Source organism: Chryseobacterium sp. MYb328 (assembly GCF_037572595.1).
Taxonomy (GTDB): domain Bacteria; phylum Bacteroidota; class Bacteroidia; order Flavobacteriales; family Weeksellaceae; genus Chryseobacterium; species Chryseobacterium pennae.
Genome location: NZ_JBBGZQ010000002.1, coordinates 343236 through 359795, shown reverse-complemented (window position 1 = coordinate 359795; position 16560 = coordinate 343236). Strand labels below are relative to the sequence as shown.

Sequence of the window (16560 nt, the reverse complement as noted above, 5' to 3'; positions counted from 1 at the left end):
TAACAAAACCCTGAATTTAAAATAAGTTTAAAATGTGTTTAAGTATAAAAGTCTTTGAAATAAAGTCTTATCAAAACCGTTTAAATGTTAATTAAAAACTAAAAAATCTTGAAAAAAATCTTAACTCCACTTTTAGTAATGTCCTTTCATTTCATTTCCTCAGGAAACAAAGGCTTGCAAGTGTATTCAATTTGAAAAATTAAAAGACAGCCTTTCTCAGTCACATCCATTTTTTCAGACTGTTACGGAAGAAGATGCTCTCATCCCACTCTTCACCTATATTTCAGTAAAATATATCAAGGCAGCTGCTAAAATCAGAAAATATTACTGATTCTGTTTACTGGCGAATAAAGGATCTCCAATTGGACAGTATTGATGCCTTGCATGCCATCATGCAGGAAGAGTTTTCTAAAAAGATAAATGATATTCCTATCCCACTTATTATTAAGAAGGAAAAATTTAAAGGGACAATTGCTATTTTATATACCACTGATTCTTTTTTATCCAAAAATTATTATATAAAGATATCCAAAGATAATGGCAAAACCTGGCAGAATTATTTTACGGGATTAGTTGCCAATCATTATTATTTCTTAAAATCCAATTCCAAGTACCCATTATGAAAAGACGAAAATTATATTCAAATTGAAGCAGATATAACCCGAATGACTAAACATCTGGTTTACGGAGAAACTCCTGAATATACTGTTGTAAAAAACAATGCTTTACTCACTCTTGATCTTGCTGAGATTTTAAAAGATTCTGACGGAGATGGCATTAATGATATTGAAGAAACCCAAAAGCTTTTCACTAATCCTTATTCAAAAGATACGGATGGAAATAGCCCAAAATAAAGATAATATAATCTCTCTAAAAAGCGAAAACTCCCCACATCACTGTGAGGAGTTTTCTGTTTATAATAAGCTTGCAAATTTTACTTCTGAACTGCTTTTTTCATAGTGTTATCAGGTCTTAAGACTCTGTAGCGAACTTCTATGTCTTTCGGTACATAAAATACCAATGGCAGTTTACTGTTGTATCTTACAATTTCCGGCTTAAGGGTAACAAACTTTTTAGTCATTTTCTGTCCCGGACAAGCCATTAACGTTCCTGCCGTTTCCCCTTTTGATTCTACTTCATAATAGTTGTATCCCCATCCCTGAAGATCCTGGCTTTTCATTTCTCCCATTAAAGAGTAATTGTTGCAGTCTAACATTTTTTCAGCACCAACAAAAACTTCTACTTTTAAATCGCTTTCATTTTTTGCAACAGGAAGCTGAATATATACTTGTTTGTATCCTTCTTTAGCTTTTGGGAACATTTCAATCTGTAGTTTTTCAAACTTTTCAGCTTTCTTTTGAGCGAAAGCACTTACCCCAGCCATCAATACCAATCCAGTAATTAAAGTTTTTGAAAATTTCATTTTATTTGGTTTTAAATTTTACGTATTTCCTAATAGCCAAAAATCATTCCAAAATCTGAACACCGGTTCCTTTTGTATGGGCATTCATCTGTGGGGCATAGTAATTCTGCATAGTGGTAATACCATTTGAGAACTTTCCGGATGCATTAGCAACTACATCGTATTCAAACACATATTTGCCTTTTGGCATATATTGAATATAGAAATTTGTGGAGGCATCTTTAGGAGATTGATAATATCCTAAATTATTTTTCCACTGATATCCTGATATTGCATTAACCGGTTCAAATCCTGCAGCACGCATATCTTTAATATGAATAAACTCCATCGCTCTGTCTGTATTCAGGATCATTCTTACGGTTACTTTGTCTCCTACTTTTAATGGAGTTTCCGCTGAAATTTCCTGAAGCTCTTCCCCGTTTACTGTTTTCACTTTTTTATAAAGCTCTTTGGTTACGGAGATATAATTCTCGGATGATTTGATTTTATCCAGATCTTCATAGTACTGCCAGAACAATCCACCCTGAACAATTCCTGGCCCCGGTTTGGTAACAGTCACCGTTCCAAGGTTTTTATCTACAGCCTCTGTTTTCACTGTTGATTTCACATATCCTGTTGCCTGAGTCTGAGGAACGATTTCTTTTCCACCCCAAACAATAGTTGCTTTATCACTTTCAGCACCCGTCCATGATTTTCCTGAATTTAAGATTGTAAAGATCACTTCGGCCGTACCTCTTGAACTTCCCCATGAGTTCACTTCTTTCTGTGTTACCAGCCAGATTTTCATGTCTTCTATAAAATTGGTATCATTAGCTTTTAATGTATTGAAAGCTTCCAAAGCCCCTGCATGGTTCACTACTTTAGAACTGAACCAGCCCCAGTCATTCAGATTCTGTTTCCAGTATACTCCCTGAGTTTTGGTATCTGTAGAAGTTTCTTTAAGGTAATTCATCAGTTTATCAGAAACATCTTTTACTCCATAATCATTCATTAGTAAAGCAGCACGATGAAGTCCGAAGAATGTAAAATCAGTGATTTTTGCCGTTTTTGCTTTTTGTTTTATCAATACTTTCAGGTTCGCCCCTTTTCCTTTTAAAGGGTATTGTTTTTCCCAGTAGTTTCTGGTATCAAGATAATCAAGAACCCAATTGCTCCAAACATTTTCTTTTTTAGGATCAGCATATTTACTGATCTCATTGTCTACATACTGAATCAGTTTTGACACTAAAGCATTCTGCCCTGAACTCTGATAGTCTTTGGCGTTATCTTTTAACCATATATTAAGTTTTCCTAGATTCTTAAGAATATATAATGACGTACTGTAAGAACTTGGATATCCCGCATACCAGGAGAATCCACCATCAGGATTTTGCAGCTTACTGAAATCATCCCAATCCTGATTCATTGAATTCCTCATCGTATTCGTATCAAACAGAAGGGCCAACTTTTGCATCTGTTCATTTTCATTCTTACTTTCCAGCACCCAAGGGGTTTCTTCCAACAATAACTGTTTCAGCTCCTGATTTTTTTCAAGATTTGAATTAAGTATTCCTTTATTCTGATATTCATCAAAAACCGTCTTCATTTTAGGATTAGCCTTAAATACCTCTGAAGCCAGTATATCTGCAAACCACTTATTGAAAACAACATCAGCCGAACTGTTCTGATCATTTTTAAGGCTTGGAAGCGCAAACATAATCTCCCAGATAGGATTGGTTGTAAGTTCCAGTGTATTCGAAACATTGGACGCTGTTGTAGATGTATTATTTTTAAGATTATCCAGCACAAAAGTCTTCGTTTCTCCCTCTTTCACGAAAACCGGTACAGCATCAGTCACCAGCATTCTGTTTGGCAAGACTGCTACAGCCTGTTGCTCTCCGTCAGAATAAGCTCCAGCTTTTGCTACTACTTTCAAAATAATAGATGAAACATTATTCGGAACCTTTAATTTCCATGTTAATGCTCCGTTTCCGTTTTCATTTAAATCAAAATTCTGGGTTCCTGAGGTGATTCCGAATTGAGACGATATATTTTCATTGGTAAATGCGTCTAAGATCTGTAATTCGGCAGAACCGTTCATTTTCTTATTGGTAAGGTTAGATAGTTTTGACTGTAAGTTCAATTCATCTCCTTCTCTTAAAAATCTCGGATAATTTGGAGTCACAGAGAATTCTTTCTGTGTTACCACTTCTTTCTCCAATGTAGCAGCTCTTGCATCTTTTGTATGAGCTAGGAACATCAGTTTCCACTTCGTTAAAGCTTCCGGAGAAGTAAATTCAAAGTTTACATTTCCTTCCGCATCGGTTTTCAGATCCGGATAGAAGAATGCTGTTTCATTTAAATTCTGACGTACAGGAACCTTATCTAGATTTTCTTCAGCAGATCCTCCAGGAGGAGGCGTTTCCGACTTCGCAGCCGTTACAGGTTCAGGAAGAACATTCTGTACAACCTCTATTTTATCTTCGACAGACGCAGCTCTCGCAGTTTTAAATCTGGCCCCTGCAATGGGTGATGGTGGTCGTGGTGAATACGATGGTGCTTTAATGCCCTCTTGATTTTGAATACTGGCAATCTCGCCTTGCAAAACATATGAAAAGTCACCATCAAACCAATTAAACTCAGGAACCGTTATCCCCTTTTCATTGAAATATCTCAATCGTTTCTGGTAGTTTTTCTCCAACAGATATTCTCTGATATCATAGGAGCTGATCATATTGAACGGTCTATACAGCTTACTCCAGCCAAAATTATTTACGGCAAACTGGTCTAAAGACATATCATACATATTTGCCAGTACTTCTGCATTTACCTTTTCTTTATCATTTCCAGTAACTTTTACAGTCCATTTTTCTTTAGCATTTGGTTCTAGCTTATCTCTGAAAGTGACCGTTTCAATCTTTAAAGGTTTCTCAGTGTCTTTTATTTTCAAAACTGCGGCCTCTGTTTTTACATTATTAAATGCGACCAACTGGAACTGAAGATTAAGTTCAGAAACACTCTTATCTTTTGGAATATCTGCGGTATACTCTAATATTCCTTTGTTAAGCTGATGGGTTTCAGTAAGCGTTTTACCTGATCCATCCTGAACAAATACATTGACCAGAGCATCCGGAATTGCAGAATACACATATACTTTTGCTTTTTCTCCTCTTGAAAGCTCATCTTTCGGTGCAATAACCGTTAAAAATGTCTTCTGAACCGGTTTCAGGGAATTTTTATCCCAAACACTGAAATATTGAGAAGCCTTTATCGTGTCTCTTCCTTCAATATTGAAAAGCTCCAGCTGGTAATCTCCAGCTTCAAGTTTTCCAAGATCCAGATCTGATCCAGTTTGTGTACCAGAAGAAGGTTGCTGCTGTCTATCAACGACTACTTTTTCTGTTTTCCAGTTTTTGATGTCATCATTTTTGTCAAATCTATCGTGCGGGAACTTACCTATAAATTCTTCTTTTGAATATTTTGGAAGATCCTGAACTTCTGATGTAAAATTATCTCTGAAAATTCTATCCGGAGCAGCCAGTTTTGACAACTTTACCTGATACGATTTTTTAAGAACCTGCTCATTATAATTCTTCGTCTCTACCTTTAGCTTGGTATTTTCATCACTGAATATATTCTTAATGTCATCAGCCTTGATGTAATGGGAAACTGAAGCAACCTTAAGATTTGTATCCGCAGATTGGGTTTCTCCATTAATGTCAGTGACAGAAGCATTGATTTGATAGTTATCAATCTGTATTCCTTCCAGTTTTTCATCTTTTTTAAGATCCAGACGAATAACAAATTCTCCTTTTTCATTGGTTTTAGCTTCTCCAAGAACTGAGTTTTCATTATCATTATCTCTTGGATACCACCAGAAATATCTCCATCGGATATTCTGTTTTTTGATCTCATAATGTACGGTTGTATTGCTTAAAGCGACTCCGGAGAACATCATTGCTTTCCCTTTCAGCTCTATGGTCTGACCGTATTTATATTCATCTTTTACCGATTCAAAACTCACTTCAAACTTGGGTCTCTTATATTCTTCTACTCTGATATCTTTATATCCCTGGCTATTTCCATCTGTTCTCAGATAGAAAACACCATTCAGCTTTCCTTTTGGTAACATAAAACTTCCGTGATAGGAGCCGAACTCATTTGTGGTAAGGCTTTGGGAAGTAACTTCCTGGCTGTTGGCATCCAAAAGCGTAATCTTTTGATTCAATCCCGAAACTACGGTTTCAATTTCATTATTTAACCGGGTATTGACTACTTTGAAATACACAGTCTGTCCTGGTCTGTAGATCGCTCTGTCTGTAAAGATCTGAGCTTTGGAACGGGTTTCAACGTTAGGATTATAATTTTCATTGCCTGAATTCCCATAAACCTGCATGATCTGGAAATCGTTGGTTTTAGGCTGCTGAATCAGGAACGTTCTGTAATATTCCTTGTTGGCAGTGACTGGGAACTGAAAAACTCCTTTATCACTTGTTTTTCCTTCAATTTTATTAATGGAATTATTATTCACAAACTCATAAAACCTAAGGTTCTCGTTAGAAATAGCTTTTCCGTTTTCACTACTCACTAATCTAAGGTCGTTGGAAAGCGTGTTTTTGGAAGATTTAGACTGATAGATGATCTTATTACCGGAAACCAGAAAATAAAAATTCCTTTCAGGATCATTATCTTTTGAATTGGTTCCTGCTACTGCATATTCTACCACATACACTCCTGAAGGAAGCGGTTTGATTTCCAGTGAAGTTTTATGAAGCTGATAATCTTTAGGATCTGAAAGCTGATAAGTTTCCTTTCTTACCAGGTTCTTTTTAATGTTTCCAAAATAATTATTGGCATAAGGATTCTGTGCATATTTTATGAATGGCAGAAAATCTTCTTTTACCGCATAAATGTTTAAAGAAAATTCTGAGATATTCTGATATTCTGCAACAAAATGAATTGGCAGATTATTCTGGGTCTGCTTCTCATATTTGATACTCAATACCGGATTAGTAATCTGATTTTCCTTGTTTTTAATGTTTTCGATGAAAGGAGATTTCGGATATTCACTTTTGGCCTGTGCTGCAACAGCAATAGCTTCTTTGGCTTTCTTTTTCATGATAAGTTCATCCATAATTTCGCCCATGATGACTACTTTGTAATCACCCTGCACATCGGATTTGGCAAGCGCCTGAAGCTGTTCAAGTTTATCTTTACATTGGTTGAAATTACAGTTATTCACCAATTTTTCCTTCATAAAATACAGCTTAGGATTCCCGTTATTCTGTTCAATCAATTCATCAAAAACAGCATTAATTGTAGTCCTGTTCTCTGCAAGCTCATTTTTTGTGAAAATATTATTTTCTGATAAAAACCCGACTTTCTTAAGGGCATACCATTCATACAAACTTGGAAAATAGGCAAGGTCTTTCGTTTCTGAAAACAGTGTTTTATACTTTTCCAGTGAAATCTTCTTCATGTCCTGTTTCTGCTGATCAAGCTCCTGATAACTTTTGGTTAAATAGTTCTTAAAGTCAAGTTTTGTCCAGGTCTCAATCTGTGTAAGATTCTGCGTATTGATATTGGTCCTTCCATTGATCTCCCAATAATTCTGATTGTAATAATCCAGAAAGAATCCGCTCAAAAGGACATTATATACCAGTTTCTCCTCTCCTTTCAGCTTTCCTTCTGATTCCTGAAGTTTTTTAAAGAATTTTGACGCAGCATCGTTCTGATCATCGTCTACAGTCTGATTTACAATACTGAACTCTGCTTTAAGGGAACGGATCAGCTGAATGGTATTATTTTCTTTCATAGCTTTGTTTTCCAGGTCTAAAATAATGGGAAGATTAGATTTATAAGCTCCTTTCTGACTGTTCTCTGCTATTTTTTTCCACTGGTCATCATAATATTTCTGTGCGAAAACCGGGGAAAAGCCCAATGATAACAGCGAAAGCATAAATATCTTGGAAAATCTTTTCATATGTATTAATTTTGATAAATGAACATTATAAAAATACTGAAAAAAACTGTCATAGACAGCCAAATATATGTCTCTTTAATGGGAACTCTTTTTGCAGTATTTTTCATGAAAGAGCAAAACACATTCCGTTTCCCTACTATTCTGCTGATTTTTATAACGTATTTCAGTGGTTATCTTTATACAAAGTACCAGTATACCAAACATTTTTTCAAAATTCTGGTTTTAAATGCTGTTGCAGGGATCTTCTGCGCATTCATAATCATTCATAATCATAATGAAATAAGACTGATGAAGTGGTTTATTATTGTGATATTGGGATTACTGTATAACAGTTTTTTTCTGGATGTTTATATCCGGAAAATTCCTTTGTTGAAAGTATTTTATGTAGGACTGGTCTGGGCATTGGTTAACTGCTGGCTTACACTCCCTGAATTCAGTATCCCTATTTTTCTGATCAGTTTTTTTTATATCACGGCATTGGTACTTCCTTTTGACATCCGTGATATGAACAGTGATACGGTAAAAACCTTCCCCATGCTGATTGGCGTTCAGAATACAAAGTATATTGCCTATACAATGGTTTTCATAAGCAGTATCATTGGAATTTTTTATCTGAAACCTCTTTATGCTGTCGCCTTTTTTCTATCCAGTATCATTACTTATATTCTTATTTATTTCGCTGAAAACAAAAGAGATGACACTTATTTTTCATTCGGAGTGGAAACTTGTTCGGCACTTCCTTTTTTATTTTTACTAATAATGGAGTATTTTTGACGAATGATAATCAAGAAGCTTTCACTATACAACTTCAAAAACCATTCTGAGAAAAAGTTTGAATTTTCCCCACAGATCAACTGTTTTGTGGGTAATAACGGTGTGGGAAAAACCAATATCCTCGATGCCCTTCATTATTTATCAGTTGGGAAAAGCTTTTTGGGAAATACGGATCTCAACAACATCAAAAAAGAGGAAGATTTTTTCACCCTTGATGCTGAGATCCAGAATGAAGACAGTGAAGATATCATTAGAATCACTCAGCCTAAGGAAGCTAAGAAGGTGATTAAAAAGAATGATAAAAGCTATGACAGGCTTGCCGATCATATCGGATATCTCCCAAGTGTTATGATTTCACCTTATGATTCCAACCTTATTTCTGATTCCGGAGAAAGCAGAAGAAAGTTTCTGGATGCTATGATCTCCCAAACAGATTCTGAATATCTTTTTGACCTGATCCAGTATCAAAAAACAATACAGCAAAGAAATGCTTTACTGAAATACTTTGCTAAAAACAGGACCTGGGATAAAGATTCACTGGAAATTTATGATGAACCGATCACCAGATCCGGAACCAAAATCTTCAATAAAAGAAAAGTGTTTGTTGAACAATTAAATCCTATTGTTCAGAATTTTTATCAGATTATTTCGGGTGGAAAAGAAACGGTTTCTGTCATCTACGAATCTCACTTATTGGAAAATACCTTTGAAGTACTTTTAAAAGAAAGCCTTGAAAAGGACCGCATGTTGACTTATACTTCAAAAGGAATACACAAAGATGATCTTCTCTTTGAAATGGATCATATTTTAATTAAAAAAATAGGTTCACAGGGACAACAAAAATCTTTCCTGATTTCTTTAAAGCTTGCTCAGATGAGCCTTGTCAAAGAACTTACCAAAAAAACGCCTATTCTTTTGTTAGATGATATCTTTGATAAGCTTGATGATACCAGAGTTGCACAATTGATTGAGCTTGTTAATAAAGAAAGCTTTGGCCAGATTTTTATTACAGATACACATAGAGAAAGAACTGAAAGTGTGGTAAAGAAAATTAATGAGGAAAGCATCATCTTTGAGATATAATTAATCTCTTATTTTCTTTAATTTACCCAAATATGTCTAACTTGTAGTATACTTTTTTACAATTATTATGGAAACATTACACACAGTTACTACTCAGTATGGAGACGTTAGTGGCATTAAAACAGAGAAAGGCATCCTAACATTTAAAGGCATTCCGTATGCAGCTCCACCTATTGGAGCAAACCGTTTTCAACCTCCTACTCCTCCTATACCTTGGACCGGAATAAAAAACGCAACAGAATATGGACCTACTCCACCTCAGTTAACACCTAATACCGGACCATTTGCTGAATTATTACCTAATGTTGTAATTCCAGGGGACGATTATTTGAACCTTAACATCTGGACTTCAGATACCGCTGAAAAAAAACCGGTTATGGTTTTTATTTATGGAGGAGCTTTTGTTCTTGGATCAGGAGCTGTCCCAGGTTATGATGGCAGTAGTTTTGCACGGGATGGTGTTGTTTTAGTTACCATCAACTACAGAATAGGTATTGAAGGATTTTTATGGTTTGGAGATGGGGTACCCAATCTTGGTATACTGGACCAAATTGCTGCTCTAAAGTGGGTTCGGGACAATATTGCCAACTTTGGCGGCGATCCTGATAATGTTACTATTTTTGGCGAATCTGCTGGTGGAATGAGCGTCTGTACACTACTTGCTATAAAAGAAGCGCAGGGGTTATTTCGACGGGCAATTGCTGAATCAGGAGCAGGACACTCTGTAATTAGCCCTTCATCCGCAAAGCTTATTGGTACAAGACTAGCAGAAATACTTGGCGTTGCACCAACACGAGAAGCCATTGGAGAAGTAAGTCTTGAAAAGGTCTTTGCAGCACAGGGACAATTAGGATCCGAAATTATGGCAAAACCTTCAATGGAGTTATGGGGTGAAGCGGCATTCAACTTAATGCCTTTTGAACCGGTAATTGATGGCCATTTATTAACCGCCTCCCCAATAGAATGCATTGCCAATGGTTCCGGTAAAGAGGTAGATATCCTTATTGGTACCAACAGCCAGGAATTTAGATTATTTCTTGTCCCTGATGGTATCCTACCAAAAATTACAGATTCCGCTTTGGATACTGCCGCTGCTGCCTATGGATTATCCGCAGAAGCTATTCAAACCTACCGGACTAATCGCCCCGACAGTTCTCCTGGTGATACACTAAGCGCTATTATTACAGATTGGTTTTACCGTATCCCTGCATTGCGCATTGCAGAAAAACACAGCAATACACATGTATATGAGTTTTCATGGGGTTCCCCTGCATGTGACAATTTACTTGGTGCCTGTCATGGTATTGAAATTGCCTTTGTATTTGATAATCTAACTAATCCCGGTTTTTCCAATATGCTAGGTAATCATCCTCCACAACAATTGGCTGACACTGTTCATAAAGCATGGGTGGATTTTGCGACGAATGGCAATCCTGGCTGGGATACTTATGATACAGATAACCGTATATCCATGCGTTTTGATGTTGTATCACAAATTACTGTTGATGACAGGGCTGATGAGCGTTCTGCATGGGATGGGGTCAGATAATCTATTGACATTAAGAATAAATTGAGTATTTATTGAGAATAACCATAGTATTTTAAAACACCATTTATAAAATTGATGGGTTGCATTTATATAAGAGAAACTGGCAATCGAAAACCTACCTATGAAGAAGAATAAAAAACGTGAATTTCAGTCATCAGAACTTGTAAAATCTTTTGCAAGAATCTATGGTTTTGAAGATAAGCTTGTGGCTTTTGACATTAAAGATTTTCTTGAAGATTATCTTGACCAGAGTCTTTTCAATGAAATAAGAAGTGTGAACATTGAAAAGAAATGCATCATTATTAAAATAGATTCTCCTTTATTGAAGAATGATTTTAAAATGCGGAAAAGTTTTTATCTGAAGAAGTTTCAGGATAAATTTGGTGAGGATAAATTTGATGATCTGCAGATACTTTAAAATACAGTATCAATATACCTGAAATACTCATTCAATTCTATTAAATACATTGTGCTTTACATTCAAATATATTGACATCTAATTTTTATATGTCCCAGAGGCAAACCCCCAATAATCTTTTTCATCAACTCCAGCTTCTAGATTAATCGGACTGTAATTTTTTAAAGTTCCAACAATTTTTATACTGTCATTCTTAAATAAAATACCTTGAATTTCAGTTCCGAAAATTTTATTTAAGCTCTCCTTTTTAGTATCCCCTAATATGACGATAGTTTCCTGAACATTGAATTGTGGATATGCATACGACATAACTTTTCCCTTGTTCCTTAAAAAATAACAAGGAGACTTAATTTTTACACTTCCGGACAACCTATACTTACCTGATATAGCTTTTAATTTACCTACTCCATTATCATCTATTAGTTCAAGTAAAACTCCATTAATTTTTGCTGTATCAGTTGTTACAGTTTTATGAGTTTCTTTCAAAGTTTCTTTTTTCTCCCTGCAGGCTTGCAAACAAAAAATTATGATAGAAATATAAATTGTTGCTCTCATATCAAAAAGAATTTAAATTAATGGCCAAAACCATATTTCAATACCCAAAGATAAATAATCTACAGATCCTGCTCTTAAAGAGATTCCATCCCATAAATCAATATGATCCGTAGCTCCCCATCCATCCTTTATGAAAATTAATCCTTTATGCTTAAAACTTTTACTATTCATTTTAGAATATTTTTTTCTTGAAAATTTTAGAGTGTTTCCAAAAATTTCAGGATGTTTATCTATCCAATCTGCCAGCTCCTGAGCTCTTAAGATGTGTCTAAACTTATTTTCATGTTTTTCCCAGCATCTTGCTCCTGAAAAAGAGATTAGGTCTACTCCTGATTTGCTAAATGCTTCGCTCATGCGTATTGCACATTGATTCGGAAATTCGACAACATTGCATGGCTTAAAGGTTCCGGGATGGTTTTTCCATAGAATATCAAATCTTACCATATCGAAATAATTTTTCATCCAAATTAACAAATAATATTTAGTTCACAGTAAAAGGAAAAATTATTTCATAAAAAATCCCAGAAATTTTTCTTATAGATCTCACTCACCTACCCAAAATTCATTTTCCTTGACCTGAAGGCTAGGAACATCGATAGACTGAGGCTTACCAGGAAGTTAAAGAACCCTAATAGAAATACGGTAAAAAAGGACATCCAAAACGTGTAGGAATCTACTGAAAAGTTTTTTCCATAAAGCCCTAGCGCAAAGTTTTCTGCAGCAAAGGTAATGTCTCTGATGTCCAAGTCAAGCCCAAAGAACAATCCTACGGGTTCTGTAGCCCTAGGAACATCGCGAACCAGAAATAGGAAACAATTCCAAGCCAGTTTTTAGCATAATATTTTGATAGTCCTTTTGCAAATTTCTTCCAAAAAAAAATTCTGATAGAAATATTTTTGGCAATTCTCTCCCGCCTATTTTACAAATTGACGGTATATATTTTTGGCTAAAGCCAATGGATTATTTTTATTATTTGGGCGGGCTAAAGCCCACCCCTTATTGAACACATTCTACAAATCACACATAATTAGTACTGATTAAAAGATGTTTATAATTACTCCGTTTCAAAAAATAAAAATTAGCACAAAGCTGATTAATCGTCCTGCTTTATTTTGAGGAAGTAAGGTTGTGCGATTATATTGCTGATGAAGTATAGGGTTACATATATTTCATTCGGGTTTTAATGCTTTTATAGTTTCATCCAGATCATAAAACAGCTTTGAACCCATTACATTTCATGCTTTAAAAATAGTATTTCTACTTTACTAGACGGCTCAATCCTAAAATTAGAAGATAAATCAATACAATCTGTTTCAATTTTTATTTTTCTTAAAAACAAAATAGAGAATGCTAAATAATGTAAATTTATCCGGATGATATTTCATGGTTCAATCCTATTAACAGCATAATGACGAATTAAACAGGAGTATCAAAACTAAAGCAATAACAGTAAAAACAAACCATGAACTTCGAAGACATTAAACAACAGATCCTTGATGCAGAGAAACTGCATATAAAAAAATTCAAAGAATCATTACAACAGACTGGGTTACCTCATTTATTAGAGTATTGCTTCCCCCGTTTTCATGTTAATCACAGGAAGAAAATGTATACTTATTCCGTAGAACTCCTTTTTGATACAGAATATAATGAATATCTGTATTGGGAAGGCAAAAACTTAATTAGTGTAGATCGGGAGACAGGAGAAAAAGGTATTGTGATTAACAACTCCTATAAAGCAATCTTAATATATCAGTCAGATTCGGTGTTGCTGACTCTGGAAGATCCTGTGATTGTAACAGATCTGCCGGCTGAAGAAATCAGAAATATTTTAAAAACTGAGAAATTAGTACCCCAAGAGTATTTCAATCCGCTTTATTATACTGAAGAACCTATACCTGCTCAAAAATATCCTATGCCGGATAAAATATTAAATCCTATAAAGATATTTATTCAAGATCAGGAAATTCATTCCGGTGATATCTTATACGATGAGTTTTATTACAAAAAATATTCTGAAGATAAAGAAATATATCAATTTGAACTCAACATTGAATTGAATGATTTTAATGAAAGAATACAACCTAAATATACAGAGCTGCTGAATGAATTAATCGCAGATGATCTGCTTGTGAGCGAGAATTATGCCCTGGAATTATTTGAAAACCTTACAGAATACCCTTCCTATGAAGATATCCTGAATGATACCCAACTGGATATGAAAGAAAAAATGAACTTTCTGGATCCCTTTTTTATATCCCAGATTCTGAACGAATATCTTTGGAAAAGTAATACAGACAGCTGGTCCTGGGTCATAAGGGAGGTGTTTTATTTTAATAAAAACGAAGATAAAATTATCATTAAAGGCAATGCCCAGAAATTAGACTGACTTTATTATAAAGCCGGATATTATATACAAGTCACTCTATTATGTGAGTGTAAGTGACTACGAATTGAATAATTTGGATTTGGATTATAATGGTTATACCCAAATGGCATTTGAAGCACGTGTCTTCAATCATTGGCAACGAGTATTATTATATTGGATGAATGGAGAAGGTATCGGTTCGGCAGAAACAGAAGCTTTTAAAACCGAAATGCCAAAAATATTTCCAGATTGGATTTGGGAGAATTTTATTGCCAAATTTGAGAGTTCACGTCTTTCTAATAAAAACAAATAACCTTTCAAAAAATAACAAAGCGGAATTTCTAATTGAAGTTCCGCTTTGTTATTTTTAAATTAAATGTGATTAATGTTCTTCTGATTTTTCCGATTTATGAGAAATCGTACTGCTCATCAAATCATCTGCTCTTTTATCTAACCCCGAACTTAATGGCAGGAAGAATTTTAGCGGGTGTTTTACAAAATATTTAAAAATTTCCTTATAAATTTCACTTACCTGTCCAAAGTTCATTTTTCTTGATCTAAACGCCAGGAACATAGATAAACTGAAACTCACCAGGAAGTTAAAGAATCCTATTAAGAATACAGTGAAAAAGGACATCCAGAATGTGTACGAATCTACAGAAAAATCTTTTCCGTAAAGCCCTAATGCAAAGTTTCCGGCAGCAAAAGTAATGTGTCTGATATCAAGGTCCAGTCCGAAGAATAGGCCTACAGGAGCCGTAGCTCCAAGGAAAACCCCGAACCAGAAATTGGAAACAATTCCCGGCCAGTTTTTAGCATAATATTTAGATAATCCTTTCGCAAATTTTTTACCGAAAAAGCTTCTGATAGAAAGATTTTTAGCAATTCTTTCCGGAATCTGGTAGAATACAGAGTTGTTTCCGATATTCCCTGAAATAATTCCTGAAATGAAAAGATAAAAACCTGCAATACTTGCGTGAAGAATTGCTTTGGATTTAAAAGGGTCAAGGTCTTTTAATAATTTATCTGACCGGTCAACAGCGAGATTTTGAGAGAAAAACACATCCAGTCCATAAATAATAGCCAGCGCTACCGGAAACGCCAGTAAAACGTTTCCTACAAAGGCAATAAACTGACTTCGGAATAATTTCGATACTAAATGGGCAAATTCGGTATTGTTTCTTTGGCTATTTCCCTCTTCAGATAATACTTTGGTCATCGTGGCAGCAGTCATAGCCGGCTGTTTTGTTGCCAGTGTGAATCCCATAAGATAAATCATGATGAATCCCATCGCATAGTTCATTGAATATAGGAATGCATGCGAGAAATCACTTCCGGGAATGTATCCGTACAGCATTTTCAGAACACAGAGTGCTCCAACAATAATTCCCCCTCCACTCGCCTTGTAGAACATGGTCATATATTCTTTTCTGGTAGAAGTAATATAGTGAGTTCCGGCTTCTGCCGTATGATTGGTGATAAGGTGAGAAATCAGTCTTGTACTGTCGTTGATAAGATCCGCAATATTATTCTTGTGAGATTTATAGTTTAAGATATTAAAAACCAATTGCTTTGACTTTAACAAAACATCTTCATCATTGTCTATTACCAACAGCTGTACGATCTCATAAATTCTTTCGGTTTGCTGGCGGATCTTTAGCAATGACTGATTGATCTTCCCTGAAATACCATATTTGGCAGAATTTTTAAAGGCTATATTCACAAACTCCTGACATTGCTCTGCATAGATCTTGATCTGCTTATACCTGCTGTCTTTGGAATGCAGTTGTAACTCAGGATCCTTAACAAGGTCATCTGCCAATGCTTCCAATTCATTCTGAAGAGCCAAAAACGGGTTGTCCAGGTTTCTGTACTGGGGAGCCATTCTTACCACTTCCACTTCCATCGCCATTCCTGTTACCCTCCATGAAAGAATATTCATAGAGAAAATCAGTTCTTTTTTTACATTAGGCTTAATGATAAAATCTGAAGCACCCATAAGATTCAGGAATTCATCAATCTCATTTTCGGGAAGGTTGTGCAGGTATGTTAAATCTTTTTTAGGTCTGAGACTTACATTGTCAATCATATACCACACTGTCTTTTCATTTTCTACAGGTGGCAGAACCTTATTCAGGATTCTTTTTTTAAGTTCCGGAAAGAAGGCATTTTCAGAAAGAATATTGGCTTCCGTCAAAGACAGATTGAATGGTCTTCCTTTAAAAATATTGTGAATATAGTGCTTAAAGTTTTCCGCAAAATTCGGATTGTTTCTAAGAAAATTAAGCACATCTGTAAAGTCTGCCCTTTTTACACTCTCTAACAGCTCTGCAAAGGGTTCCAAAGAAAGGGTTTCGTTCTTAAAAGAAAAGTATTTTTTAAGAACTGACTCAAAATTTGTGCTGGAATTAAAGAATTTCATTAGTAC

The 16560-nt window shown here is 35.2% G+C and carries 13 protein-coding genes and 1 pseudogene; 8 read left to right on the top strand and 6 right to left on the bottom strand.

Annotated elements, in window-relative coordinates:
• Positions 1-362 precede the first annotated feature (362 nt).
• Positions 363-623, top strand: coding sequence for a hypothetical protein (locus tag WH267_RS03600; protein WP_340005789.1), 261 nt, complete (start codon positions 363-365; stop codon positions 621-623).
• A 42-nt stretch (positions 624-665) separates the two neighbouring features.
• Positions 666-854 carry a hypothetical protein gene (locus WH267_RS03595; protein WP_340005786.1) on the top strand — a complete coding sequence of 63 codons (189 nt, stop codon included), beginning with the start codon at positions 666-668 and terminating at the stop codon, positions 852-854.
• A gap of 80 nt (positions 855-934) precedes the next feature.
• Here the strand turns inward: WH267_RS03595 and eco are convergent, their stop codons facing one another.
• Together eco and WH267_RS03585 are read right to left on the bottom strand one after the other, a co-directional pair.
• Complete coding sequence (gene eco / locus WH267_RS03590; RefSeq protein WP_115971305.1) at positions 935-1423, bottom strand: serine protease inhibitor ecotin; 489 nt, start codon at positions 1421-1423, stop codon at positions 935-937.
• Between the two features lie 43 nt (positions 1424-1466).
• Positions 1467-7385, bottom strand: coding sequence for an alpha-2-macroglobulin family protein (locus WH267_RS03585; protein ID WP_340005781.1), 5919 nt, complete (start codon positions 7383-7385; stop codon positions 1467-1469).
• An 18-nt stretch (positions 7386-7403) separates the two neighbouring features.
• On the opposite strand from WH267_RS03585, the gene WH267_RS03580 reads away from it, so the two are divergent.
• The 4 genes from WH267_RS03580 (at position 7404) to WH267_RS03565 (ending at position 11209) form a co-directional block, all read left to right on the top strand.
• Positions 7404-8159 carry a hypothetical protein gene (locus tag WH267_RS03580; RefSeq protein ID WP_340005778.1) on the top strand — a complete coding sequence of 252 codons (756 nt, stop codon included), beginning with the start codon at positions 7404-7406 and terminating at the stop codon, positions 8157-8159.
• A gap of 3 nt (positions 8160-8162) precedes the next feature.
• A complete protein-coding gene (recF, locus tag WH267_RS03575; RefSeq protein ID WP_123318692.1) occupies positions 8163-9242 on the top strand; it encodes a DNA replication/repair protein RecF in 1080 nt (359 codons plus the stop codon).
• Positions 9243-9309: 67 nt separating this feature from the next.
• The gene (locus WH267_RS03570) at positions 9310-10791 is read left to right on the top strand and encodes a carboxylesterase/lipase family protein (RefSeq protein ID WP_340005773.1); all 1482 of its coding nucleotides are present in this window, start codon (positions 9310-9312) and stop codon (positions 10789-10791) included.
• A gap of 121 nt (positions 10792-10912) precedes the next feature.
• The gene (locus tag WH267_RS03565; protein ID WP_115971310.1) at positions 10913-11209 is read left to right on the top strand and encodes a hypothetical protein; all 297 of its coding nucleotides are present in this window, start codon (positions 10913-10915) and stop codon (positions 11207-11209) included.
• Positions 11210-11287: 78 nt separating this feature from the next.
• Here the strand turns inward: WH267_RS03565 and WH267_RS03560 are convergent, their stop codons facing one another.
• The 3 genes and pseudogenes from WH267_RS03560 to WH267_RS03550 all read right to left on the bottom strand — a co-directional run.
• Entirely contained in the window at positions 11288-11764 is a 477-nt protein-coding gene (locus tag WH267_RS03560) for a hypothetical protein (RefSeq protein ID WP_340005771.1), read from the bottom strand.
• A 12-nt stretch (positions 11765-11776) separates the two neighbouring features.
• A complete protein-coding gene (locus WH267_RS03555; protein ID WP_228438685.1) occupies positions 11777-12226 on the bottom strand; it encodes a type VI secretion system amidase effector protein Tae4 in 450 nt (149 codons plus the stop codon).
• A 92-nt stretch (positions 12227-12318) separates the two neighbouring features.
• A pseudogene (locus tag WH267_RS03550) lies at positions 12319-12674 on the bottom strand (recombinase); the annotation flags it as partial.
• A 552-nt stretch (positions 12675-13226) separates the two neighbouring features.
• On the opposite strand from WH267_RS03550, the gene WH267_RS03545 reads away from it, so the two are divergent.
• Both WH267_RS03545 and WH267_RS03540 read left to right on the top strand, forming a co-directional pair.
• The gene (locus WH267_RS03545) at positions 13227-14153 is read left to right on the top strand and encodes a hypothetical protein (RefSeq protein WP_340005766.1); all 927 of its coding nucleotides are present in this window, start codon (positions 13227-13229) and stop codon (positions 14151-14153) included.
• A gap of 103 nt (positions 14154-14256) precedes the next feature.
• Entirely contained in the window at positions 14257-14445 is a 189-nt protein-coding gene (locus tag WH267_RS03540; protein ID WP_115971313.1) for a hypothetical protein, read from the top strand.
• Positions 14446-14514: 69 nt separating this feature from the next.
• On the opposite strand, the gene WH267_RS03535 is transcribed toward WH267_RS03540, so the two are convergent.
• Positions 14515-16554 (bottom strand): recombinase, encoded by a 2040-nt coding sequence (locus WH267_RS03535; protein WP_340005757.1) that lies wholly within the window; start codon positions 16552-16554, stop codon positions 14515-14517.
• Positions 16555-16560 lie beyond the last annotated feature (6 nt).

Excerpts from the sequence above, each read along its gene's own strand:
- WH267_RS03595 (WP_340005786.1), top strand. The coding sequence starts at position 666 with ATGACTAAACATCTGGTTTACGGAGAAACTCCTGAATATACTGTTGTA.
- eco (WP_115971305.1), bottom strand. The coding sequence starts at position 1,423 with ATGAAATTTTCAAAAACTTTAATTACTGGATTGGTATTGATGGCTGGG.
- WH267_RS03585 (WP_340005781.1), bottom strand. The coding sequence starts at position 7,385 with ATGAAAAGATTTTCCAAGATATTTATGCTTTCGCTGTTATCATTGGGC.
- WH267_RS03580 (WP_340005778.1), top strand. The coding sequence starts at position 7,404 with ATGAACATTATAAAAATACTGAAAAAAACTGTCATAGACAGCCAAATA.
- recF (WP_123318692.1), top strand. The coding sequence starts at position 8,163 with ATGATAATCAAGAAGCTTTCACTATACAACTTCAAAAACCATTCTGAG.
- WH267_RS03570 (WP_340005773.1), top strand. The coding sequence starts at position 9,310 with ATGGAAACATTACACACAGTTACTACTCAGTATGGAGACGTTAGTGGC.
- WH267_RS03565 (WP_115971310.1), top strand. The coding sequence starts at position 10,913 with ATGAAGAAGAATAAAAAACGTGAATTTCAGTCATCAGAACTTGTAAAA.
- WH267_RS03560 (WP_340005771.1), bottom strand. The coding sequence starts at position 11,764 with ATGAGAGCAACAATTTATATTTCTATCATAATTTTTTGTTTGCAAGCC.
- WH267_RS03555 (WP_228438685.1), bottom strand. The coding sequence starts at position 12,226 with ATGAAAAATTATTTCGATATGGTAAGATTTGATATTCTATGGAAAAAC.
- WH267_RS03545 (WP_340005766.1), top strand. The coding sequence starts at position 13,227 with ATGAACTTCGAAGACATTAAACAACAGATCCTTGATGCAGAGAAACTG.
- WH267_RS03540 (WP_115971313.1), top strand. The coding sequence starts at position 14,257 with ATGGCATTTGAAGCACGTGTCTTCAATCATTGGCAACGAGTATTATTA.
- WH267_RS03535 (WP_340005757.1), bottom strand. The coding sequence starts at position 16,554 with ATGAAATTCTTTAATTCCAGCACAAATTTTGAGTCAGTTCTTAAAAAA.